Annotated in this window: 15 protein-coding genes; 10 read left to right on the top strand and 5 right to left on the bottom strand. The window is 73.6% G+C overall.

Features of this window, described 5'->3' with window-relative positions:
* The first annotated feature begins 115 nt into the window (after positions 1–115).
* Positions 116–997, top strand: coding sequence for a hypothetical protein (locus ACIQR3_RS20030; RefSeq protein WP_403540609.1), 882 nt, complete (start codon positions 116–118; stop codon positions 995–997).
* Positions 998–1,039: 42 nt separating this feature from the next.
* Positions 1,040–5,686, top strand: coding sequence for a hypothetical protein (locus tag ACIQR3_RS20025; protein WP_403540608.1), 4,647 nt, complete (start codon positions 1,040–1,042; stop codon positions 5,684–5,686).
* 8 nt (positions 5,687–5,694) lie between these two features.
* Here the strand turns inward: ACIQR3_RS20025 and solA are convergent, their stop codons facing one another.
* Both solA and ACIQR3_RS20015 read right to left on the bottom strand, forming a co-directional pair.
* The gene (solA, locus tag ACIQR3_RS20020) at positions 5,695–6,849 is read right to left on the bottom strand and encodes an N-methyl-L-tryptophan oxidase (RefSeq protein ID WP_403540606.1); all 1,155 of its coding nucleotides are present in this window, start codon (positions 6,847–6,849) and stop codon (positions 5,695–5,697) included.
* Between the two features lie 376 nt (positions 6,850–7,225).
* Positions 7,226–7,825 carry a hypothetical protein gene (locus tag ACIQR3_RS20015; RefSeq protein WP_403540605.1) on the bottom strand — a complete coding sequence of 200 codons (600 nt, stop codon included), beginning with the start codon at positions 7,823–7,825 and terminating at the stop codon, positions 7,226–7,228.
* A 417-nt stretch (positions 7,826–8,242) separates the two neighbouring features.
* Between ACIQR3_RS20015 and ACIQR3_RS20010 the strand changes: the two genes are divergently transcribed.
* From ACIQR3_RS20010 to ACIQR3_RS19985, 6 genes are all read left to right on the top strand, one after another.
* On the top strand, positions 8,243–11,014 hold the full coding sequence (locus tag ACIQR3_RS20010; RefSeq protein WP_403540602.1) for a nitrate- and nitrite sensing domain-containing protein: 2,772 nt from the start codon (positions 8,243–8,245) through the stop codon (positions 11,012–11,014).
* Positions 11,011–11,445: a roadblock/LC7 domain-containing protein gene (locus tag ACIQR3_RS20005; RefSeq protein WP_403540600.1), complete on the top strand. Its 435-nt coding sequence runs from the start codon at positions 11,011–11,013 to the stop codon at positions 11,443–11,445. Before ACIQR3_RS20010 ends, ACIQR3_RS20005 begins: the two co-directional genes overlap by 4 nt.
* Positions 11,446–11,454: 9 nt before the next feature.
* Entirely contained in the window at positions 11,455–11,850 is a 396-nt protein-coding gene (locus ACIQR3_RS20000) for a DUF742 domain-containing protein (protein ID WP_403540598.1), read from the top strand.
* A gap of 62 nt (positions 11,851–11,912) precedes the next feature.
* Complete coding sequence (locus tag ACIQR3_RS19995) at positions 11,913–12,518, top strand: GTP-binding protein (protein ID WP_403540596.1); 606 nt, start codon at positions 11,913–11,915, stop codon at positions 12,516–12,518.
* A gap of 116 nt (positions 12,519–12,634) precedes the next feature.
* Positions 12,635–13,450, top strand: a complete 816-nt coding sequence (locus ACIQR3_RS19990; RefSeq protein ID WP_403540593.1) for a M15 family metallopeptidase — start codon at positions 12,635–12,637, stop codon at positions 13,448–13,450.
* A 47-nt stretch (positions 13,451–13,497) separates the two neighbouring features.
* Positions 13,498–14,034: an NUDIX domain-containing protein gene (locus ACIQR3_RS19985; protein ID WP_403540590.1), complete on the top strand. Its 537-nt coding sequence runs from the start codon at positions 13,498–13,500 to the stop codon at positions 14,032–14,034.
* A gap of 616 nt (positions 14,035–14,650) precedes the next feature.
* On the opposite strand, the gene ACIQR3_RS19980 is transcribed toward ACIQR3_RS19985, so the two are convergent.
* Positions 14,651–17,068, bottom strand: coding sequence for a glycoside hydrolase family 31 protein (locus ACIQR3_RS19980; RefSeq protein ID WP_403540589.1), 2,418 nt, complete (start codon positions 17,066–17,068; stop codon positions 14,651–14,653).
* Between the two features lie 170 nt (positions 17,069–17,238).
* On the opposite strand from ACIQR3_RS19980, the gene ACIQR3_RS19975 reads away from it, so the two are divergent.
* The gene (locus tag ACIQR3_RS19975; protein WP_403540587.1) at positions 17,239–19,218 is read left to right on the top strand and encodes an acetoacetate--CoA ligase; all 1,980 of its coding nucleotides are present in this window, start codon (positions 17,239–17,241) and stop codon (positions 19,216–19,218) included.
* Positions 19,219–19,296: 78 nt separating this feature from the next.
* Positions 19,297–20,187, top strand: a complete 891-nt coding sequence (locus ACIQR3_RS19970) for a hypothetical protein (protein WP_403540584.1) — start codon at positions 19,297–19,299, stop codon at positions 20,185–20,187.
* A 59-nt stretch (positions 20,188–20,246) separates the two neighbouring features.
* Here ACIQR3_RS19970 and ptsP read toward each other — a convergent pair whose 3' ends face one another.
* Positions 20,247–21,917: a phosphoenolpyruvate--protein phosphotransferase gene (gene ptsP, locus ACIQR3_RS19965; RefSeq protein WP_403540582.1), complete on the bottom strand. Its 1,671-nt coding sequence runs from the start codon at positions 21,915–21,917 to the stop codon at positions 20,247–20,249.
* 70 nt (positions 21,918–21,987) lie between these two features.
* Positions 21,988–22,437 (bottom strand): PTS glucose transporter subunit IIA, encoded by a 450-nt coding sequence (locus ACIQR3_RS19960; protein WP_403540578.1) that lies wholly within the window; start codon positions 22,435–22,437, stop codon positions 21,988–21,990.
* Between the last annotated feature and the right edge of the window lie 411 nt (positions 22,438–22,848).

Raw genomic sequence — 22,848 nt, 5'->3', positions numbered from 1 at the left:
TTGATTCCGCCCGCCGGGTGGCGAGGTGCCCCGGGCGCCGTGACCGGCGCGGCGTCACCCCGGACGGCAGCGGCATCACCGCACAGAAGCGCAAGCACACCGAGGAGTACCGACCGTGACCGAGCCCGTCGACTGGAGCGAAGCCGAGCCGGCCGCCGCGGAGAAGGCCCCCGCCGTCACGCCCGCCGACGCCGCCGACGCGGCCCGGCTGGTCGCCTTCGGCCTCCAGCCCAAGCTGCTGCCCGCCCGCGACCAGGAGTACGCCGACCTGCTGCGCCGCTACCGCGAGGACCCCCCGTTCGCCCGGCTCGCCGACGCCGTGGCGACCGGCCTCGGCCTGATCGTGCTCGAGGTGTCCCCGCGCGCGGGCATGGCCGTCACCGCTGCCGAGGACTCGGTGTTCGCCGTCCGCATGGGCGACTACGCGCGCCGCGCCGCCACCGACTCCGCCGACCGCTTCCTGCACGGCCTCGCCCACCTGGCCGTCGCCGCGATGGCCTTCCCCCGCCCCGAGGACCTCGCCGACGACGGCTACATCGGCCGCGTCACGGTCAACGGCGTCGACGGCTTCGTCCGCCAGGCCTGCCATCGCCTGGAGGAACGCGCCGAAGAACAGGGCGAGAACACCGACCCCGTCAGCGACGCCCCCGGCCTGGAGTCCGCCTGGCGGATCTGGGTCAGACGCAGCGCCACCGGCGCCACCAAGGACGCCCGCCGGCTGCCCGGCTCGACCACCGGCATCGTCGCCAAGGCCGTCGCGTTCCTCACCGACTCCGGCTTCCTCCAGCGCACCGGCGACGACCACGGCGGCACCTACCGCACCACCGCCCGCTACCAGCTCCAGGTCCGCGACCTGGCCGGCAGCGCAGCCATGGCCGAGCTGCTGGACCTGGGCGTGGTCCCCGTCACCGACGGCACCCCCACCCTGCTGCCCGCCGAGGACACCGACGACCTGGAGCTGGTCGCCGACGCCGGCCTGCCGTTCCACTCCGCCTGACCACCGCCCCGCCAACTCCCCGAAGAACCACGAGAGTCCGCCATGTACGAGCTGTCCCGGGTCCGCCTCTACTCCATCGGACCCGCCGGTGCGCGCTACGCCGACACCGTGCTTGACCTGCGAGGAGTGGGCCGGCCGGTGCCCGACCCGGCGCCCACGCAGGCGGAGTTCTTCGAGGAGGAGCCGGTCGGCCCGCCGCGCCGCCCCGCCCCCGCCGGCGTGCTCTTCCTGGAGAACGGCGGCGGCAAGTCCGTCCTGCTCAAGCTCATCTTCTCGGTGATGCTGCCGGGCCACCGCAACACCCTCGGCGGCGCCAGCTCCGGCGTGCTGCGCAAGTTCCTGCTCGCCGACGACTGCGGACACGTGGCCCTGGAGTGGCAGCACGTGCAGACCGGCGAGTGCGTCGTCGTCGGCAAGGTCAGCGAGTGGCGGGGCCGCCAGGTCTCCAACGACCCGCGGAAGTTCGCCGAGGCCTGGTACTCCTTCCGGCCCGGCCCCGGACTGACCCTGGACAACCTCCCGGTCGCCGAGTCCACCGCCGTACGCCCGCCCGTCGAGGGCGCCTCCGGCGCGCAGGGCCGACGGCGCACCATGAAGGGCTTCCGGGACGCGCTCACCGAGGCCGGGAAGGCGTACCCGCACCTGGAGGTGCACTGGGAGGAGATCCACGACCGCTGGATCGAGCACCTCGGCGACCTCGGACTCGACCCCGAACTCTTCCGCTACCAGCGCGAGATGAACGCCGACGAGGGCGAGGCGGCCGGCCTCTTCGCCGTCAAGAAGGACGCCGACTTCACCGACCTGCTGCTGCGCGCCGTCACCGACACCCGCGACACCGACGGACTCGCCGACCTGGTCAGCGGCTTCGGCAACAAGCTGGGCCGGCGCGCCGAACTGATCGCCGAACGGGACTTCACCGCGGGCTCCGTCGACCTGCTCGGCCGGATCGTCGAGGCCACCGAGGCCCGCGCCCGCGCCCGGGAGATCCACACCGCCGCCGAGCGCCGCACCCGCACCCTCGCCCGCCGCCTCTCCGCCCGCGGCACCCGCGAGCGCGCCCGCGCCGCCGACCTGGCCCAGCGGGTCACGGCCGCCGCCTACGCCGTCACCCACGCCGAATCCGCCCGCGAGCGAAGCGCCCTGGTCGCCGCCGAACTCGCCTACCGGCACGCCTCCCTCGCCCTGGCCGCCGCCGAGAAGTCCGCCGCCGCGCAGAAGCGCGAGCTGGCCGACGCCCGCACCCTGTACTCCGCCTGGCAGGCCGCCGAGGCCGTACTGCGCCACCGCGCCGCCACCGACCGCGTCACCCGCGTCTCCGCTGCCATCCAGGAGGCCGAGCGAGACGCCGCACCCGCGCTCGCCGCCCGCGCCAAGGCCGCCGTCGACCTGGTCCGCGCCCTGCACGCGGCGGCCGGGAAAGCCGAGAACCACGCCAACGAGGAAGAAGAGCGGTCCGCCGCCCTCCAGGACACCGGCGACGCCGCCCACCGGGACGCCACCGCCGCCGCCACCGAGGCGCAGCGCGCCCGCAGCGAGGCCGGACACCTGCGCCAGCGGCTGACCGAGGTCGAGCAGGAGACCGCCGAGGCGGTCCGGGCCGGCTGGCTCGACGACAGCGCGCCCGACGCCGACCCGGCCCGCGCCGCCCTCGCCGCCAGCGACGCCGAGAAGACCGCCGTCGCCGCCTGGGACACCGCCCGCGAGGCGGCCCGCCGGGCCACCGAACACGCCCGTGAGGCGGCCGCCGCCGAGAGCCGCGCCGAACTGACGGCGGCCCGCGCGGCGGACGCCGCCACCGCCGCCCGGCAGGCCCGGGACGCCGAACACCGTACGGCCGGGGCCCTCGCGGCGGAGGAACGCCTGGCCGAATTGCTGGGCCTGGCCGCCGGCACCCGCCCCGGCATCCCGGGGCCGCGTCGGGACCGGCCGGACTCCGGCCCCGACGCCACCCACGGCGCCCCGTCCGACCCGCCCGCCCCCGGCGAGGCCCCCCTCACCCCCGAGCAGCTCGACCGCTTCGCCGACGAGTTGGGCGAACTCCTCGACGACTCCGTCTCCTCCGCCGAACGCCAGCTGTTCGACCTGCGCACCGCCGCCGCCGACGACGCCCGCATCCTCGGCGCCCTCGGCGACGGCGGACTGCTGCCGCCCGGCCCGGACGTGCTGGCCACCGTCGAGTTCCTCGGCGAGCACGGCATCCCCGCCCTGCCCGGCTGGCGCTACCTCGCCCAGGCCGTCGACCCCGCCGACCACGCGCGCGTGCTCGCCGCCCGGCCCGAGCTGGTCGACGGCGTGATCATCACCGACCCCGGCTCGCATGCCCGCGCCCGCGCCGCCCTCGGCGACGCCGCCCTGCTGCCGCGCTCCACCGTCGCCGTCGGCACCGCCGCCGCCCTGCTCGCCCCCGCCCCGGCCGCCGACTCGGCCGACGAGGACGTCTTCCTCGTACCGCCGAACCCCGCCATGCACGACGAGCACGCCGCCGACGAGGAGCGGCAGGCGCTGCGCGCGCGGGCGACCGAGCGGGACGAGGAGATCCGGCGGCTGGCCGCCCGGCTCGGCAAGGACCGGGAGCTGGCCGCGCGGCTCGCCTCCTGGCGCACCGGCTGCCCGGCCGGCCGCCTCACCGAGCTGGTCCGGGCCGCCGAGGAGGCGGACGCGTTCGCCGAGGAGTGCGAGGCCGAGCTGGCCGAGGCCCGCACCGCACGGGCGGAGGCCGACGAGACCGCCGCCGAGGCCGTCCACGTACGCGACGAACGGCAGGAGGCCGCACAGAAGGCCCGCCGCGCCGCCGACGCCCTCGCCGGACTCGCCTTCCGGCTGCGCGAACGCGCCGGCTGGCAGGCGAAGATGCGGGAACTGGCCGACGAGGCGGCCGAGGCCGAGGCCCGCGCCCAGCTCTGTCTCGAGCGGGCCCGCGCCGCCGACGAGGACCGCCGCGCCGCCCAGCGCGCCGCCGACGACGCCCGGCGCACCGCCCGCGCGCTGCGGGCCGAGCGCGCCGAGATCGCCGGCGCCCCCGATGACGTACCGGAGGACGGCGCCGAGGCGCCCACCGCGTCGCTGCCCGCGCTCCGCGAGGCCTACCGGGCCGCCTCCCAGCTGTACGAGAAGGTCGGCGTCGGAGCCGACCTGCGCGCCGAGCAGGCCCGCGCGGAGAGCGACGAGAGCGCGGCCCGCGCCGAGCTGGACCGGCTCAGCAACAAGGTCCGCACCCGCGCCGAGCAGCTCCTCCAGTCACCGGACGGCTCGGACGGGCCCTCCCGGCAGGCCGCCGCCGCCCGCGCGGAGGAGCTGGTGCAGCTCCTGGAGACCCGTACGTCCACCGCCAGCGAGCAGCTCGGCCGGCTGCGCGGCGAGGCGGAGCGGCTGGCCCCGGAGGACGCCGAGGCGCACACCGACCTGCCCGGAGAACTGGTCCCGCGGGACGCCGAGCACGCCCAGGCGCTGCTGCGCACCGCCACCTCCGAACTGGCGGCCCGCACCGAGGCGTTGAACCAGTCCCGCGAGGCGCACGCCGAACTCCTCGACGCGCACCGTGCCGCCGAGGACGCGGCCGGCGGTTTCGACGAGATCGCCGCCCTCCTGCGCGACCTGCTGCGCGAGCAGCCCGCCGACGAGGAGCACGAGGACCCCGAGCCGTACCCCGGCACCCTGGAGGAGGCCCGGCAGTCCGCCGCCGAGACCCGCCGCTCGCTGCGCGGCTGCGCCGCCGACCTGTCCGCCGCCGAGGGCGCCGTGCGCGAGGCGAGCGACATCCTGGTCCGGCACGCCAACTCCACCCGCTACGAGCAGGTCCGCACCCCCGCCCGGCAGCAGATCCGCGAACTGCCCGCCGCCGCCCTGCCCGAGCACGCCCAGAAGTGGGCCGACGCGTTCGCCCCCCGCCTGCGCGTCCTCACCGACGAACTGGCCCAGCTGGAGCGCAACCGCGACTCGATCGTGGACCGGCTGCGCGGCCTGGTCGAGTCCGCCCTCGCCACGCTCCGCTCCGCCCAGCGCCTGTCCCGGCTTCCGGAGGGGCTGGGGGAGTGGTCCGGGCAGGAGTTCCTGCGCATCCGCTTCGAGGAACCCGACCAGGCCACCCTCACCGAGCGGCTCGGCGAGGTGATCGACGAGGCGACCCGGGCCGCCGTCAAGAAGAACTCCGACCTGCGCCGTGACGGCATGTCCCTGCTGCTGCGCGGCGTCGCCGCCGCCCTCCAGCCGGGCGGCGTCGCCGTCGAGATCCTCAAGCCGGACGCGGTACTGCGCGCCGAGCGCGTCCCCGTCGGACAGATGGGCGACGTCTTCTCCGGCGGCCAGCTGCTCACCGCCGCCATCGCCCTGTACTGCACGATGGCCGCCCTGCGCAGCAACGACCGGGGCCGCGACAAGCACCGCCACGCCGGCACGCTCTTCCTCGACAACCCCATCGGCCGCGCCAACGCCACCTACCTGCTGGAACTGCAGCGGGCCGTCTCCGACGCCCTCGGCGTCCAGCTCCTCTACACCACCGGCCTCTTCGACACCACCGCGCTCGCCGAGTTCCCGCTGGTCATCAGGCTGCGCAACGACGCCGACCTGCGGGCCGGACTGAAGTACATCAGCGTGGAGGAGCACCTGCGGCCCGGCCTGCCCCAGCAGTCCGAGGGCGAGGCCGTGCACAGCGAGATCACGGCCACCCGGATGTTCAAGCGGCCCGCCTGACCCGGGCTCTAGCCGGACGTGGCGAAGCGGGCGGGATCGAACAGCCCGATGGGGTGGGCGGTGCTGCCGGTCAGCGCCAGATCGGCGAGGATCTCCCCGACGACGGGCACGAACTTGAACCCGTGCCCGGAGAAACCGCACGCCACGGTGACCGAACCGGGGTGCGCCGGGTGCGGGGCGATCACGAAGTGCTCGTCGGGAGTGGTGGAGTACATGCAGGTCGCGGCCTTGAGGAAGGTGCCCGGCAGACCGGGGAGGAGCCCGGAGACCTGGTCCGCCATCGCCCGGACCTCCTCCGCGCGCACCGTCCGGTCGATGGTCTCGGGCGTGGTGGGCGCCGACTCCCGGCGGAAGAAGGCGACCTTGGCGCCGCCGTCGGGACCGTCGATCGCGGGGAAACCGTAGACCTCGACACCGGCCGCGTCCTCCCAGATGTACACCGGATGCTGCTCGGGACGGTAGGGCTCGACGCCTCCGGTCGGCCGGAACCAGTACATGACCTGCCGCTCGATGGTGATGTCCACTCCGATGTCGGCCAGCAGCCGGGGCGCCCACGCGCCGGGGCAGATCACCAGCCGGCCCGCGGTGTAGGTGTTCTCGGCGGTGTGCACGATCACGCCGTCCCGGTACGGCTTCCAGCGGGTCACCGGCTCGTCGAAGTGCAGGTCGGCGCCCTGCCGGGTGGCGAGCTGCAGCTGGGCGGCGACCGTGTTCTCCGGGCGCAGCAGTCCCGCCTTCGCCTCGTACAGCGCGACCTCGTCGTCACCGGGCGTCAGCGTCGGGAAGCGGCGGCGGATCGCGGCGGCGTCCAGCATCTCGTGCGGCAGGTCCCACTCACGGGCCGAGCGCAGCGCGCCGGACACGGGCCGGGAGTCCGGGCGGCCGATCATCACCCCGCCGCACAGCACGGCGATCTCCCGGCCGGTGGCTCGTTCCAGGTCCTCGTACAGCTCGTAGGCGCGCAGCAGCAACGGAACGTACGCCGGGTCCTCGAAGTAGGACTGCCGGGTGATCCGGGAACCGCCGTGGCTGGAGCCGCGGTTGTGCACCGGTCCGAACTTCTCCAGGCCCAGCACCCGGGCGCCGCGCGCGGACAGGTGGTGGGCGGCGGAGCTGCCCATGCCGCCGAGGCCGATGACGATGACGTCGTAGGTGGGGGACATACGAGGGCGCCTCCTGGCGGCGGGTGCGGATCTGCTCTGCTCCGGTTCGAACAGCGGCTCGGCGTGTCTCCTTCCCCGCACGCGGCGTTTCCCTGGACCGTCCCCGACGCACCGACGCACCGACGCACCGACGCACCGACGCACCGACGCACCGACGCACCGACGCACCGACGCACCGACGCACGACAGGACGCCGCCCACGTGCCGACCAGCTCCTCGCGGCCCGTAGTGGGGCGACGCGCACCCCACTACGGGCCGGCCCACCGCCCCTACTCCACCTGGCGAGCTTCCGCACCGGGCGGGACACTCTCCCTCGGCCCCGCCCCGAACCCGCCCGGGGCCACCACGCGCACCGGCCGTCGCGAACCGCGCGGCCTCAGGGATGCGACAGCTGCTGCCCGCCGCGGCCCCGGCGCCGTATCCGCTCCTGGGCGCGCTCGGCGGACCGTGCCTGCCGCCGGGCCCGGCGTCGTTCGCGCCGCAGCGCCCGCGCCGTGCTGTTCGGCATCGAGATCACGCCGTGCCGCTGGATCCAGACCTGGCGCGTCACCCACACGTCGAGCACGCCCCACGTCGCCGCCACGGTGCTGGCCACGCTGCTGAGCAGCATGGGAAAGGCCAGCCAGGACCCGGCCATCGTGCACAGGAAGGCCACCATCGCCTGGATCAGCGTCACGGCGACGATGATCACCGCCCGCACGGCCGCCGTCCGCACGGGGTCCGGCAGCCGGCGCCGCCGCGCCGGTTCCTCCACCCACAACGGCCGGTAGCCCGGCCGCTGCCGTATCGCACCGGCTCCGTTCCCCGACGGCCCACCGCCCACGGATGCCGCCCGCGCACCGCGAGCCGCCCCGCCCGTACCGCCACCGCGCCTCGCCGCCGGAACACCATGATCCGGCACCTCCAGCCCTGTCTTCCCGCCCCGTCGCGCCGCCCCGTCGTTCCCGGGCGCCTCGCGCCGCTCCGCCGTGCCCATCAACGTGTCACTCCCCACCGCCAGCAGACCGCTCGCCCGTCCCCGAAGACCCGGCTCCCCTGTGGCTGCCCGGCTTGCGCTGTTCTACGCCGCGTGGATGCGGCATGCGGCACCTGTGGCCGATTCCGCCCCCATCTCCCACGAACAATGACGATCGACGCCCCCTCAAGATTCCCGCCGGACGCAGAAATCCGGCCAGTCCCTCCGCCACGCCGGACACGCCCACCCCCGCACCGGCTCCCGGCCGGAGGCCGCGTTCTCCAGAAATGAGCGGACAACTCAGGATCTCGCGGCGTGGGTACGGAAGTGCAGCTTCCGGACGGGTCTTCGAACCATCAGCCCGTCAGTAGTAGGCTCACGCCGTTTGTTGACGTGAATCGGCACCCCCGTCCGGTGGGGGTCGAACTGGGGGAGGCCATGCGCTTTCGCGGGAATTCCATCCGCCGGAAGATCGTGGCGCTGCTTCTCGTGCCGCTGGTCGCCCTGACCGCGGTCTGGGCCTACGCCGCCGTGCTGACCGGACGGGAGGCCGGCCGGCTGTTCAGCGTGTCGACCCTGGTGGAAAAGGTCGGCTACCCCGTCGAGGACACCGTCCGCGTGCTCCAGCAGGAACGCCGCCAGACCCTCGTCTACCTCGCCGACCCGCGCGCCTCCAATGCCCTCTCCACCCTGCGCCGCACGCGCACCGTCACCGACGAGGCGATCGCCGAGGTCCGCCGCCACGCCGCCGACCCCGACGTCCGCGACGCGCTGAGCCAGGGCGAGGACGAGCGGCTGACCGCCGCGCTGGACGCCTTGGCCGGCCTCGGATCGCTCCGCCGCAGCGTCGAGGGCGGCGTCGTGAACCGGTCCCAGGCCCTCGGCTTCTACAACCGCCTGGTCGATCCCTGCCACCTGCTGCTCGCCGACCTCAACGTCATCGACAACGTCACGCTGGACAAGCAGTACCGCGCCCTCGTCAACCTCTCACGCGCGCGTGAGCTGCTCTCCCGCGAGGACGCCCTCCTCGGCTCGGCCCTGGTCACCGGCGGACTCGGCAGCGACGAGATCGACGACATCTCCGACCTGGTGGCCCAGCGCACCCTGCTGTACGACGTGACGCTGCCGCTGTTGCCGGCCGCGGAGCGCAAGCGCTACGAGCGGTTCTGGCAGGAGGCCTCCTCCGCACCGCTGCGCGCGGCCGAGGGGACGGTCGTCGCCTCCAGCGCCGGCATGCCCGGCGGCATCGACGCCAAGAGCTGGGACACCGTCGCGGGAGACGCGCTGGAGGAACTCGGCGCCCTCGACGACGGGGCCGCCGACCGCTACGAGAACCGGGCCGAACCGGTCGCCATGGCCGTCATCACCAAGGCGGTCGTCGCCGGCACCCTCGGCGTCCTGGCCCTGCTGTTCTCCGTCTTCCTGTCCGTACGCATCGGCCGCGGCCTCATCCGCGACCTCAAGCAGCTCCGTCTGGAGGCCCATGAGGCCTCCGACGTACGCCTGCCCAGCGTGATGCGCCGCCTCTCGGCCGGCGAACAGGTCGACGTGGAGACCGAGGTCCCGCGCCTGGAGTACGACAAGAACGAGATCGGCGAGGTCGGCCAGGCGCTCAACACCCTCCAGCGCGCCGCCGTCGAGGCCGCCGTCAAGCAGGCCGAACTCCGCTCCGGTGTCTCCGAGGTCTTCGTCAACCTGGCCCGCCGCAGCCAGGTCCTGCTGCACAAGCAGCTCACCCTGCTCGACACCATGGAACGCCGCACCGAGGACACCGAGGAACTCGCCGACCTGTTCCGCCTCGACCACCTGACCACCCGTATGCGCCGGCACGCGGAGGGCCTGGTCATCCTCTCCGGCGCCGCCCCCTCCCGGCAGTGGCGCAAGCCGGTCCAGCTGATGGACGTCGTACGGGCCGCCGTCGCCGAGGTCGAGGACTACGAGCGCATCGAGGTGCGCCGGCTGCCGCGGATCGCCGTCACCGGCTCCGCGGTCGCCGACCTCACCCACCTGGTCGCCGAGTTCCTGGAGAACGCCACGGTGTTCTCGCCCCCGCACACCGCCGTGCAGGTACTGGGCGAGCGCGTCGCCAACGGCTTCACCCTGGAGATCCACGACCGCGGCCTCGGCATGGCGGCCGAGGCCCTGCTGGAGGCCAACCTCCGGCTCGCCGAGACACCCGAGTTCGAGCTGTCCGACACCGACCGGCTCGGCCTGTTCGTGGTCAGCCGCCTGGCCCAGCGCCAGAACGTCCGCGTCTCCCTCCAGCCCTCCCCGTACGGCGGCACCACCGCTGTCGTCTTCATCCCGGACGCGCTGCTCACGGAGGACGCCCCGGACACCAACGGCGTCGGCTTCCGCCTCGACCGCCCTGACCGCCCTGACCGCTCCGACCGTGCCGGCCGCCGCGACCGCGCCGCCGCTCGCGAGGAGAACCGCCGAGCGGCCCTGTCCGAGGTGCCCGTACGGCTGCCCGGCGGACCCCTGCCGCCGCTCGACGGCCCGGTCGAGCTGGAGGCACCGCTCGGCTCCGCCGGAACCGGCGCACCGGACGAGCCGCCGGCCCGGCACGACCGCCACCACCGGGAGGAGCCCGACCCCCGGGGCGGACCCGGCCGGCACGACACCCAGGGCCGGCACGAACCGCGGGAAGCGACCGACGACCCCGCGCCGCTGCCCCGCCGCCAGCCCCCCAAACTGGTCAGCTCCCACGGCCGCCCGGTCCCCGAACGGCCCCGCCGGGGCGGACCGGACGACACACCCGCGCCGGACGAGGCCCACGACGCACTGCCCGCCCTGCCCTCCCGCCGCCGCGATACGCCCCGCACGGACCCCGGAGCGACGGCAGGCACGCCGGGCGCCCCGGGGGCGACCGATGACGGCTCGCTCCCCCTGCCCCGGCGGGTACGCCAGGCCAGCCTCGCCCCCCAGCTGAAGCGCGAACGGGAGCGCGAGCGCCCCACCGGGGACCGCACCGACGGCACCGACCTCGCTGACCGGGACGCCGAGGAAGTACGCAGCCGCATGGCCTCCCTCCAACGAGGCTGGCAGCGAGGCCGCAGGGAGAACGCCGCCGACGACACCCTCAACGGCGCGGCACCACAGCCACAACGATCACCACGACCAGAACAAGCACCACAACCCGAAACAGCACCACACGCACCACAAGCACCACACGCACCACAAGGAACGAACAAGGGGGACGGTCGATGACCGCACCGAAGACGACCGGCCACAGCGCGACCGGCGGCAGGGAGCTGAACTGGCTCCTCGACGACCTGGTGGACCGGGTCGCGAGCATCCGCAAGGCCCTCGTCCTCTCCGGCGACGGCCTGGCCACGGGCGCTTCGAAGGACTTGACCCAGGAGGACAGCGAGCATCTCGCCGCCGTCGCCTCCGGCTTCCACAGCCTCGCCAAGGGCGTGGGACGCCACTTCGAGGCGGGCAGTGTCCGGCAGACGGTCGTAGAACTCGACGACGCCTTCCTCTTCGTCACGGCCGCCGGCGACGGCAGCTGTCTCGCCGTCCTGTCCGACGCGGACTCCGACGTCGGCCAGGTCGCCTACGAGATGACCCTGCTCGTCAAGCGGGTCGGTGCGCACCTGGGCGCCGCGCCCCGTACCGATCTGCCCTCGGGCGGGTAGTGAGGTGACATGAGCGCAGACGGTCAGGGAAGACACCACTGGTTCGACGACGAGGCCGGCCCGGTCGTCCGTCCGTACGCCATGACCCGGGGCCGTACCACCAGTCCGGCCCAGCACCGTCTCGACCTGATCGCCGTGGTGGTCGCCGAGGACCGGGCGGAGGATCCGGAGGCGGACACCTCCCTGTCCCCGGAACACGTCGATATCGTCGGACTGTGCCGGGACGAACCCCAGTCGGTCGCCGAACTCGCCGCCGGCCTCGATCTGCCGATCGGAGTGGTACGGGTTCTCGTCGGAGACCTCGTCGACGCCGAATTCGTACATGTCAACCGGCCGGTCCCGCCGGCCGAACTCCCGGACGAAAGCATTCTGCGCGACGTGATCGCCGGCCTCCGGGCGCTGTGACCGCCGTACACCGCCGTACACCCCCATCCAGCACAGACAGTACCGAGCAGGAGAGCAGACCGATGATCTTCGGGCGTTCCGAGCGTGGCAAGCCGCCGGTCGAACCCGTCACGCTCAAGATCCTGGTGGCCGGCGGCTTCGGCGTGGGCAAGACCACTCTGGTCGGCTCGGTCAGCGAGATCAGGCCCTTGCGCACCGAGGAACTGCTCACCGAGGCAGGCCGCCCGGTCGACGACGTCAGCGGCGTGGAGGGCAAGCACACCACCACCGTCGCCATGGACTTCGGCCGCATCACGCTCCGCGAAGGCCTGGTGCTCTACCTCTTCGGCACGCCCGGCCAGGAGCGGTTCTGGTTCATGTGGGACGAGCTGTCGGAGGGCGCCCTCGGGGCCGTGGTGCTCGCCGACACCCGCCGCCTGGAGGACTGCTTCGCCGCCATCGACTACTTCGAGCGGCGCGCCATTCCCTTCGTGGTCGGCGTGAACTGCTTCGACGGCGCTCCCCGTTACCCGGTGGACGCCGTCCGCCGCGCCCTCGACCTGGACGAGGAGGTACCGATGGTGATGTGCGACGCCCGCGACCGGGAGTCGGTGAAGAGCGTCCTGATCGACGTCGTCCAGCACGCGATGGCGTCCACGGCCGTTCGCCGCAGCACCGTCACCACCTGAGCCCGATCCTCCGCCTGCTCGCGGCACCCACAAGCCGTCGCCGACGCCACCGGCCGAACACCCCGACCGCATACAACCGCTTCCGCGACGGAACGCCGTCCGGATATGCAAGAGCCATGACACGACAGGCAAGAGACACCTGGGCGCGCCGCATGGTCACCACACTCGCCGCCCTGCTCGCCGTGACCACCGTGCCCGCCACCGCACACGCCGGCACGGAACCGAAGGCCCCCGCGGACTTCGTCGCCCTGAACAGCGTCGCCCCGACGATCCTGGAGGAGATCCGCTACTCCACCCCGCACAACTTCGTCGGCGAGCCCATCGACGGCTACCGGCAGCCCCTGTGCATCCTCACCCGCCCCGCGGCACAAGCCCTCGGCAAGGCCCAGGCCCGCCTGCTGAGCCAGGGCTACTCGCTCAAGGTCTACGACTGCTACCGTCCGCAACGCGCCGTCGACCACTTCGTCCGCTGGGCCCAGGACCTCGACGACCAGGCGATGAAGGCGGAGTTCTACCCGAACGTCGACAAGACCCGGCTGTTCGCCGACGGTTACATCGCGGAGAAATCCGGCCACAGCCGCGGTTCCACGGTCGACCTCACCCTCGTACGGCTCCCGGCGCGGCCGACCCACCCTTATCACCCCGGACAGCCCCTGGTGCCCTGCACCGCTCCCCAGGCCGAGCGCTTCCCCGACAACTCCGTCGACATGGGCACCGGTTTCGACTGCTTCGACACCCTCTCCCACACCGCCGACCCCCGCGTCCAGGGCGCCCAGCGCGCCAACCGGACGCTGCTCGCGAGCACCCTGGAAGACCTCGGTTTCACCAACCTCGCCGAGGAGTGGTGGCACTACACCTTCAAGCCGGAGGCCTACCCCGACACCTACTTCGACTTCCCGGTGTCCAGAGCGTCCTTGACCGGCAGCCCCTGAACCGCCCACCGGAGACGACGACTCCGCCATCGGCTACAGTCCGCCGCGTGTCCGAAACCCCGACCTCCGTTCCCCACCCCGTGCCGGGCTCGCACTGTTCGAGCTGCGGCACGCCCTACGGAGAGGGCGTCTCCGGCTGGCCCCGCACCTGCCCGGCCTGCGGCACCACGGCCTACCGCAACCCCCTGCCGGTCGCCGTCGCCCTCCAGCCCGTCTACGACACCCAGGGCACCGCCCTGGTCGTCATCACCCGGACCGTGTCCCCCGCGCGCGGGGGCACGGCTCTGCCCGGCGGCTACGTCGACGACCGCGAGGACTGGCGGCAGGCCGTCGTCCGCGAACTCGAAGAAGAGACGGGCATCGAGGCCGCGAGCCGCGACGTACGCCTCGTGGACGCCCTGAGCGCGCCCGACGGCCACCTGCTCCTGTTCGGCCTGCTCCCCGAGCGCCCGGTGGAGGGACTTCCGCCCTCCACCGCCACGGACGAGACCGACGGCTGGCACCTCCTGCGCCGTCCCGAGGAACTCGCCTTCCCCTTGCACACCATCGCCGCGCGGTCCTGGTTCGACGGCCGCTACATCTGACCGCCCGCCCTACTCGAACACGCCCGACGCGCCACTGCTGACCGCCGGCCACACTCGAACACGCCCAACGCGTCACATCCGACCGCCGGCCCACCGCACCCACCGCAGACGCGTCCGCCCGCCAGGCGCGTCCCCCGCAGTCACCGCGCCAGGCGCGTCCCCGCTGCCCCCGAATGCCCTGCCCCGGCTCCTGCGACCCTCGCGCGGTACGGGCAGGCCCGCTGCCCCCGAATGCCCTGCCCCGGCTCCTGCGACCCTCGCGCGGTACGGGCAGGCCCGCTGCCCCCGAACGCCCCGCCTCGGCTCCTGCGACCCTCGCGCGGTACGGGGCACGCCCGCTACGCCCGAACGCCCCGCCTCAGCCCAGCCCCCCGAACCGGAGCGCCCCTCCCGCGCCGCCACCCCCCCCCCCCGCGCCCCCGAACCCACAGGCCCGCCGTCCGACACGACGCGCCCCCACACCTGGCCCGCCCACACCTGGCCCGCCGCCCCTCACCCGGCCCGCCACCCCACACCCGCCCGCCACCACCCCAGCCCTAAGCCTGACGCACCCCCGAACCCGAACCCGAACCCGAACCCGAACCCGAACCCGAACCCGAACCGAACCCAACGCCCCCTACACCCGCCCCCGCCCCGCCCCAAGCCCCCGAACCCGCACCGGATACGGCGCGGGCGCCTCACCCGAGCCGCCCTCACCCGAGCCCCCCTCACCCTCCCGCACGACGACCACCCGCTGCCCCCGCCACCGCGCGGCGTACCGCTCGATCTCGGGCTCCGCCCAGCCGTCGCCCACGTCCGGCACGACCAGCCCGCCCCCGGTCCGCCCCCGGCCCGGCGCCCACACCTCCAGCTCCAGCCCGCCGTCACCGCCACGCACCGGAATCACCGCACCCGCGCGCGCGAACACCGGAATACGCTCCAACGGCGCGTCGACCAGCACCTGCCCCGGCCCTTCGTACGCCCGTTCCGTCACCGTGTCGTACCACCGCCCCCGCGGCAGCCGCACCGCACGCCGGTCCGCCCCCGGACCGAGCACCGGCGCCACCAGCAGACAGTCCCCGAGCAGAAACGCGTCCTCGCAGTCCCGCAGCGCCCGGTCCTCCGGCGCCGACCACCACAGCGGCCGCACGTAGGGCGCCCCGGTGCGCCGCGCCAGATGCGCCAGCGTCATGAAGTACGGCAGCAGCCGCCGCCGCTCGACGAGCGCCACGCGCGCGTGTTCCAGCACCTCGTCCCCGAACTCCCCGAACTCGCCGAACTCCCAGGGCTCCCCGAGCCCCGCCCGCTCACCCGCGCGCGTCCGGAACAGCGGCAGATACGCCCCCAGCTGCAACCACCGCAGATACAGCTCGGGCGACAGACTCCCGTCGCGGCCCCCGACGTCCGGCCCGGAGTACGGCACCCCGCACAGCCCCAGCCCCAGCACCAGCGCCAGCGACGCCCGCAGCCCCGGCCAGCCCGTGGCCACCTCTCCCGACCAGGCGCCGCCGTAGCGCTGTACACCGACCCAGCCCGAGCGCGAGAGGACGAACGGCCGCTGCTCCGGCACCAGCTTGCGCAGCCCTTCGTAACCGGCCCGGGCCATGCACAGCGCGTACACGTTGTGCGCCTCCCGATGGTCGCCGCCCCGCCCCTCCAGCCAGTGCCGGGCCGACCGCGGCAGCGTCGGCTCACCGAAGGCGGCGAACGACGTCGGCTCGTTCATGTCGTGCCAGAACCCGGTGAAGCCCTGTCCCAGCCGCTCCTCGTACCGACCGCCCCACCACGCGCGTACGCGCGCGTGCGTGAAGTCCGGGAACACCGCGTCCCCCGGCCCCGCCACCCCCCGCACGACCTGGCCCCCGGCGTCCCGCACGAACGCGTCCTCGTCCACGCCCCCGTCGTACACCGGATCGCCGGGCTCGGCCGCCACCGCCGGACCGACGACCGACACCAGCCGGATCCCCTCCTGCCGCAACTCCGCGGCGAGCTGCGGCAGCTTCGGGAACCGCTCCTGGTCGACGCTGAACACCCGGTGACCATCGTGGTGACCGAATCCCAGGTGCACGGCGTCCAACGGCAGCCCGTGCTCCCGGTACCCGGCGACGACCCGCCGCACCTCCCGCTCACCCCCGGACCCCGACCGCGCGTGATGATGACCGAGCGCCCACGCGGGCGGCAGCGCGGGCGCCCCGGTCAGCGCCGCCCAGGCCAGCAGCACCCGCGCGGGCGTCCCCACCGACACCCAGCAGCGCAGCGGCCCCCCGTCCATCCGCAGCACACTGGTGCCCGGCCGGTCGTGACCCGACCCGGCGCCCTCCTCGCCCTCCCGCAGCACCACCGTGCCGTCCCACGAACTGTCGTAGAACACCAGGTGCGTCCCCGCGTCGGCCACCACCAGCTGCACCGGCATCGTCAGGGACAGCGGATCGTCCTTCGGACCGAAGGCCCTCCCCGGCCCGGTGTTCCACAGCCGGTACCGCCCGTCCCGCAGCCGAGGACCCGACGCCCGCCCCCCGAGCCCGAAGAACCGCGCGTCGGCGGCCACCTCCGCACGCTGCATCCACCGCGCCCGGCCACCACCGGCCGGCTCCCACCACCGGGGCGGCAGATCCCGCCGCAGCGTGACCCCGCCCGGCGTCCGCACCTCGATCGCGCCGTGCCGCGACACGGCGACCGTGGCCCGCTCGGCCACCACCCGCCAGCCACCGTCCTTGTCCGGCTCCAGCGCCGCCCGCGGATCGGGCTCGGGACACCGCCCGGCCAACGCGTACGAGGGCTCCGGACCGGCCCCGTCCCACCCCCAGAAGACCGCCCCGTTCGCCGCCACCAGAATCCGCAGCTCCGAGCGGTCGAACCGGATGACACCGCCCCCGGCACCCGGCTCCACCTCCCGCAGCAGCCCGGGCACCCGCGCCCGCTCCGCCCCCCGCGGCTCCAGCCCCACCGCGTCGGAACGCCGCCTGCGCCACGCCGCCCGCACGGTCCGCAACCCCTGACCCGTCCCCACCGAACCGACCAACTTCACCGAACGCACCAGGTCACGACCGTCCATGCTGCTCACCCTGTCACCGACCGCCCCGCACACGGGCACCGTTCAACTTCCGTTCACCCGTGCCGGGCCCACATCTTCACGACACGGACCGCGCGGAGCACACTCTGGTGCAGAAGTCGATCACATGGCATCGTCCCTGTCAGCCGCCGCACAGCCCGGGAGCCGCCACCATGACCACCGAGAACCCCCAGGCACAGCCCCTCTGGCAGCCTGACGCGCAACGCGTCGCCCGGGCCCGGATCACCGCGTTCCAGCGCTGGGCCGCCGACCACCACGGCGCCCCCGCCGACGGCGGTTACCCGGCCCTGCACCGCTGGTCCGTCGACGAGCCGGAAACCTTCTGGGAAGCCGTCACCGAGTGGTTCGACGTACGGTTCTCGGCCCCCTACGCGCGCGTGCTGGGCGACCGCGCGATGCCCGGCGCCCAGTGGTTCCCCGGCGCGAAGCTGAACTACGCCGAACACGCCCTGCGCGCGACGGCCGACCGCCCGGACGAACCCGCCCTCCTGTACGTCGACGAGACCCACGACCCCCACCCGGTCACCTGGGCGGACCTGCGCCGCCAGGTGGGCTCCCTGGCCGCCGAACTCCGCGCCCTCGGCGTCCGCCCGGGCGACCGCGTCAGCGGCTACCTGCCCAACATCCCGCAGGCCGTCGTCGCCCTCCTCGCCTCCGCCGCCGTCGGCGCCGTCTGGACCTCCTGCGCCCCCGACTTCGGCGCCCGCAGCGTCCTGGACCGCTTCCAGCAGGTCGAACCCGTCGTCCTGTTCACCGTCGACGGCTACCGCTACGGCGGCAAGGAACACGACCGCCGGGACGTCGTCACGGAACTCCGCCGCGAACTGCCCACCCTGCGCGCGACGGTCCACATCCCGCTCCTCGGCACACCCGCCCCCGAAGGCGCCCTCGACTGGACGTCCCTCACCTCCGCCGACACCGACCCCGTCTTCGAACAGGTCCCCTTCGACCACCCCCTGTGGGTCCTGTACTCCTCCGGCACCACCGGCCTGCCCAAGGCCATCGTCCAGTCCCAGGGCGGCATCCTCGTCGAGCACCTCAAACAGCTCGGCCTCCACTGCGACCTCGGCCCCGAGGACCGCTTCTTCTGGTACACGTCGACCGGCTGGATGATGTGGAACTTCCTCGTCTCCGGCCTCCTCACCGGCACCACGATCGTCCTCTACGACGGCAGCCCCGGCTTCCCGGACACCGGCGCCCAGTGGGGCATCGCCGAACGCACCGGCGCCACCCTCTTCGGCACCTCCGCCGCCTACGTCATGACCTGCCGCAAGGCCGGCGTCCACCCCGCCCGCGACCACGACCTCTCCACCGTCCAGTGCGTCGCCACCACCGGCTCCCCCCTCCCGCCCGACGGTTTCCGCTGGCTCCACGACGAGGTCGGCGCGGACGTCTGGATCGCCTCCGTCAGCGGCGGCACCGACGTCTGCTCCTGCTTCGCCGGCGCCGTCCCCACCCTCCCCGTGTACAGCGGCGAACTCCAGGCACCCAGCCTCGGCACCGACCTCCAGTCCTGGGACCCCGACGGCAACCCCCTCACCGACGAGGTCGGCGAGCTCGTCGTCACCGCCCCCATGCCGTCGATGCCCGTCCGCTTCTGGAACGACCCCGACGGCAGCCGCTACCACGACAGCTACTTCGACACGTACCCCGGCGTCTGGCGCCACGGCGACTGGATCACCCTCACCTCACGGGGCTCCGTCGTCATCCACGGCCGCTCCGACTCCACCCTCAACCGGCAGGGCGTCCGGATGGGCTCGGCCGACATCTACGAGGCCGTCGAACGCCTCCCCGAGATCCGCGAGTCCCTCGTCATCGGCGTCGAACAGCCCGACGGCGGCTACTGGATGCCCCTCTTCGTCCACCTGGCCCCGGAAGCCACCCTCGACGAAGCGCTCCTCACCCGCGTCAAGCAGACCATCCGCGCCCACCTCTCCCCCCGCCACGTCCCCGACGAGGTCATCGAGGTCCCCGGCATCCCCCACACCCTCACCGGCAAACGCATCGAGGTCCCGGTCAAACGCCTCCTGCAAGGAACCCCCCTGGACAAGGCCGTCAACCCCGGCTCCGTCGACAACCTCGACCTCCTCCGCTTCTACGAGGAACTGGCCCGGTCCCGCAAGCGCCCGTGACCCCCACTGTCAGTGCCCGCGGTTACTGTGAGTGAGCATTGATCGACGTTCACCGATCGACCGCGTACTGGGGGAGACATGACGTACACCGACCGGACCGCCCGGCGCGTCCTGCGCCGCGAGATCGCCGGCACCATCGGCCTGCTCACCGACGAGCACGACTTCGGCGTCATGCGGCGCTACCGCACCTTCACCTTCGACGACCATCCCACCTACCTACGGCACGTCGAGGCGGTCCTGCGCACCCGGGCCGCCCAGGGCGCCCACACCACGATCGCCCTCTTCGACCCGGAGGAGTACGCCGCCTACTGCGCGGAAGCGGGCCTCGACCCCGACGCCTCCTCCAGCCGTACCCGCTTCACCGCCGAACTCGCTGCCACCGGCCTCACCGTCCCCTACGAGGGCCAGCCCCTCACCGACGTCGTCCCCACCCTCATCGACGAAGCCGTCCGGCAGGCCACCTGGGAGTACGCCGCCACCCTCCTGGCCCGCCTCGGCTCCTGCGTCTCCTGCGGCCAGGACCTCGGCCGAGCCGCCTACGACCGGGCCCGTGCCCTCATCACCCGCGTGATCACCACCGCCCCCGCGGGCCGGCGCCACCTGGTCTGCAGCGTCTCGACGACCCCGGAGACCCTTCTCTCCGTCCTCCACGCGGACGACGACGATGACGGCACCCCGCACCTCGACGAGGCCGAACTCCTGGAGTTCACCAGCGTCCTCGCCCTGGGCCTGGCCACCCACTGCCCCGGCGGCCTCGTCATCCGCACCAGCGCACCCGCCACCCCGGACCGCATCTACGGCTGGCGCCTGCGCGGCTACGGCCTCACCCCGCTCACCGCGGCGGAGGTCTTCGACGCCTACTGCACCGACGCCGAGTCCGGCGACCTCATCTCCCCGGAGTCCAACGTCGACTACTGCGACCCACCGGACCTCGGCGACGAGGACCCGGCCCCGGGACACCACCACTGAGCACAGAAGGGGCGCCCCACCACCGATGGGGCGCCCCACGAAACACTGCCTGTCCTTCCCTACTCGCCGGACAGCACCGCCTGCGCGGCCTCACGCGCCTCCTCGGCACTGTCCGCGGCCCGGGCGGCGGCAGCGGCCCGCTCGCACTGGGCGAGCGTGAACTTCGCCAGCATCGTCCGCACGTACGGAATCGAAGCCGCCCCCATGGAGAGCGAGGTGACCCCCAGACCGGTCAGCACACACGCCAGCAGCGGATCGGACGCGGCTTCCCCGCACACGCCGCAGCTCTTGTTCTCGGCCTTCGCCGCCTCGGCGGACAGCGCCACCAGGTCGAGCAGCGCGGGCTGCCACGGGTCCTGGAGCCGGGACACCGCACCGACCTGCCGGTCGGCGGCGAAGGTGTACTGCGCGAGGTCGTTCGTCCCCAGTGACAGGAACTCGACCTCCCGCAGCACCGACCGGGCCCGCAGCGCGGCGGACGGAATCTCCACCATCGCGCCGAACTTCGCCCGCAGCCCCGCCGCCCGGCACACGTCCGCGAACGCCTTGGCGTCGGCCCGGTCGGCCACCATCGGCGCCATGACCTCCAGGTGGACGGGCAGCCCTTCGGCCGCCTTCGCCAGCGCCGTCAGCTGCGTACGCAGCACGTCCGGGTGGTCGAGCAGCGTCCGCAGCCCCCGCACGCCAAGCGCCGGGTTCGGCTCGTCGGCCGGGGTGAGGAAGGCGAGCGGCTTGTCCGCGCCCGCGTCCAGCACCCGCACGACGACCCGGCCCTCGGGAAACGCCTCCAGCACCTGCCGGTACGCCGAGACCTGCTTCTCCTCGCTCGGCGCGCGCTCACTGTCGTCGAGGAAGAGGAACTCGGTCCGGAACAGACCGACCCCCTCCGCCCCCGCCTCGACCGCGGCGGCCACGTCCGCCGGCCCGCCGATGTTGGCCAGCAGCGGCACCCTGTGTCCGTCGGAGGTGGCCCCGGGACCGGACGAGGCGGCCAGCGCGGCCTTGCGCTCGGCCGCCTGCGCCTCCAGCCGCGCCCGCTCCTGCGCACTCGGCTCGACGAAGATCTCGCCGCTGCTGCCGTCCACGGCGATCACCGTGCCCTCGGCCAGCTCGCCGGCGCCCGGCAGCGCCACCACGGCCGGCACCCCCAGCGCACGCGCCAGAATCGCGCTGTGGCTGGTCGGCCCCCCTTCCTCGGTGACGAAACCGAGGACGAGAGCGGGGTCGAGCAGCGCCGTGTCGGCCGGCGCCAGGTCCCGCGCGATGAGAACGTACGGCTCGTCGCTGTCCGGCACCCCCGGCATCGGCACCCCGAGCAGCCGGGCGACGATACGATTCCGCACATCATCGAGGTCGGCCACCCGCCCGGCGAGATACTCACCGGCAGCGGCCAGCAGCGCCCGGTACGCGGCGAAGGCGTCGTACACCGCACGCTCGGCCGTGCTCCCGACGGCGATCCGCCGCTCCACGTCCGCCATCAGCTCGGGATCCTGGGCCATCATGGCCTGCGCTTCGAGCACGGCCTGGGCTTCGCCCCCCGCCAGGTTGCCGCGCGCCATCAGATCGGCCGCCACCGCTTCCACGGCCTTGCGGGCCCGCCCCTGCTCGCGCTCGGCGTCCTCGGCCGGGATCTGTTTGGCGGGCGGCTCCAGCACCGCCGTGCCCATGTGCCGGACCTGGCCGATCGCCACGCCGTGACTGACGCCGACGCCTCGCAGCGTTGTCTCCATCTCACCCGTCTCCGATAGCGCGGCGGCCCCAGCCGCCGCGGTGTCTGTCCTACCAGCCGTTGTACAAAGGTCACTGCCAGGCGAAGAGGTCCTCCCCAGCCCTGACTTCGCCGTCCTCACGGAGCTGGGAGAGGGACTCGGCCGTGGCCTCCAACGCCACGACCGGGCAGACCGGGGACTTGCCGGCCGCTTCGACGGCGGCCGGGCTCCAACGCACGATCGCCTGCCCACGCGCGACGGTGTCGCCCTTGTTCACCAGCAGTTCGAAACCCTCCCCGTTGAGCTGCACGGTGTCGATACCGAGATGGGTCAGCACGCCGTGCCCGGTCTCGTCGACCACGACGAAGGCGTGCGGGTGCAGGGAGACGATCACCCCGTCCACGGGCGCGACCGCCTCCGACGGCTCACGTACGGGGTCGATCGCGGTGCCCGGGCCGACCATGGCCCCGGAGAAGACCGGATCCGGCACGGCGGCCAGTCCGATGGCGCGTCCTGCCATCGGGGACGTCACGGTGGTCATGGGGATCCTCCAGGAGTGGGGATGGAGATGGGCCGTCACTCTCTGTCCCGGACGGCCCGTTGTGCAGCAGGGTATGACATAGGAAGTACCGGTTCCGCATGAGCGACCCGGCGAGAGGTCTAGACCTTAGCCGCCATCGATTTGCGCCCGTTCAGCGGGCCGATGTAGAGTCGTTACTCCTGCCCGAGGTTGAGGAACGCGAGCAAGCGTCCTCAGGTGGCAGACTCCAACTCGTCAGATCCTCTTTCGGATCCGCATCTGCACGCCCGTCAGCGGGTGGTCAGAGGGACTGAAAAAGCCTGATAGTGTTGGAAACACCGAAGGGAAGCGCCCGGAGGAAAGCCTGAGAGAGTCTCTCGGGTGAGTACAAAGGAAGCGTCCGTTCCTTGAGAACTCAACAGCGTGCCAAAA

It is taken from the genome of Streptomyces sp. NPDC090994 (genome assembly GCF_044768905.1).
Classification (GTDB): domain Bacteria; phylum Actinomycetota; class Actinomycetes; order Streptomycetales; family Streptomycetaceae; genus Streptomyces.
The sequence above is the reverse complement of the archived record's forward strand: the minus strand, read 5'-3'. Positions and strand labels throughout refer to the sequence as shown.

Bases quoted from the DNA above. Each gene is read 5' to 3' on its own strand.
- ACIQR3_RS20015 (WP_403540605.1), bottom strand. From the start codon at position 7,825: ATGGGCACGGCGGAGCGGCGCGAGGCGCCCGGGAACGACGGGGCGGCG.
- ACIQR3_RS20010 (WP_403540602.1), top strand. From the start codon at position 8,243: ATGCGCTTTCGCGGGAATTCCATCCGCCGGAAGATCGTGGCGCTGCTT.
- ACIQR3_RS19995 (WP_403540596.1), top strand. From the start codon at position 11,913: ATGATCTTCGGGCGTTCCGAGCGTGGCAAGCCGCCGGTCGAACCCGTC.
- ACIQR3_RS20025 (WP_403540608.1), top strand. From the start codon at position 1,040: ATGTACGAGCTGTCCCGGGTCCGCCTCTACTCCATCGGACCCGCCGGT.
- ptsP (WP_403540582.1), bottom strand. From the start codon at position 21,917: ATGGAGACAACGCTGCGAGGCGTCGGCGTCAGTCACGGCGTGGCGATC.
- ACIQR3_RS19980 (WP_403540589.1), bottom strand. From the start codon at position 17,068: ATGGACGGTCGTGACCTGGTGCGTTCGGTGAAGTTGGTCGGTTCGGTG.
- ACIQR3_RS20005 (WP_403540600.1), top strand. From the start codon at position 11,011: ATGACCGCACCGAAGACGACCGGCCACAGCGCGACCGGCGGCAGGGAG.
- ACIQR3_RS19990 (WP_403540593.1), top strand. From the start codon at position 12,635: ATGACACGACAGGCAAGAGACACCTGGGCGCGCCGCATGGTCACCACA.
- ACIQR3_RS20000 (WP_403540598.1), top strand. From the start codon at position 11,455: ATGAGCGCAGACGGTCAGGGAAGACACCACTGGTTCGACGACGAGGCC.
- ACIQR3_RS19960 (WP_403540578.1), bottom strand. From the start codon at position 22,437: ATGACCACCGTGACGTCCCCGATGGCAGGACGCGCCATCGGACTGGCC.
- ACIQR3_RS19970 (WP_403540584.1), top strand. From the start codon at position 19,297: ATGACGTACACCGACCGGACCGCCCGGCGCGTCCTGCGCCGCGAGATC.
- ACIQR3_RS19975 (WP_403540587.1), top strand. From the start codon at position 17,239: ATGACCACCGAGAACCCCCAGGCACAGCCCCTCTGGCAGCCTGACGCG.
- solA (WP_403540606.1), bottom strand. From the start codon at position 6,849: ATGTCCCCCACCTACGACGTCATCGTCATCGGCCTCGGCGGCATGGGC.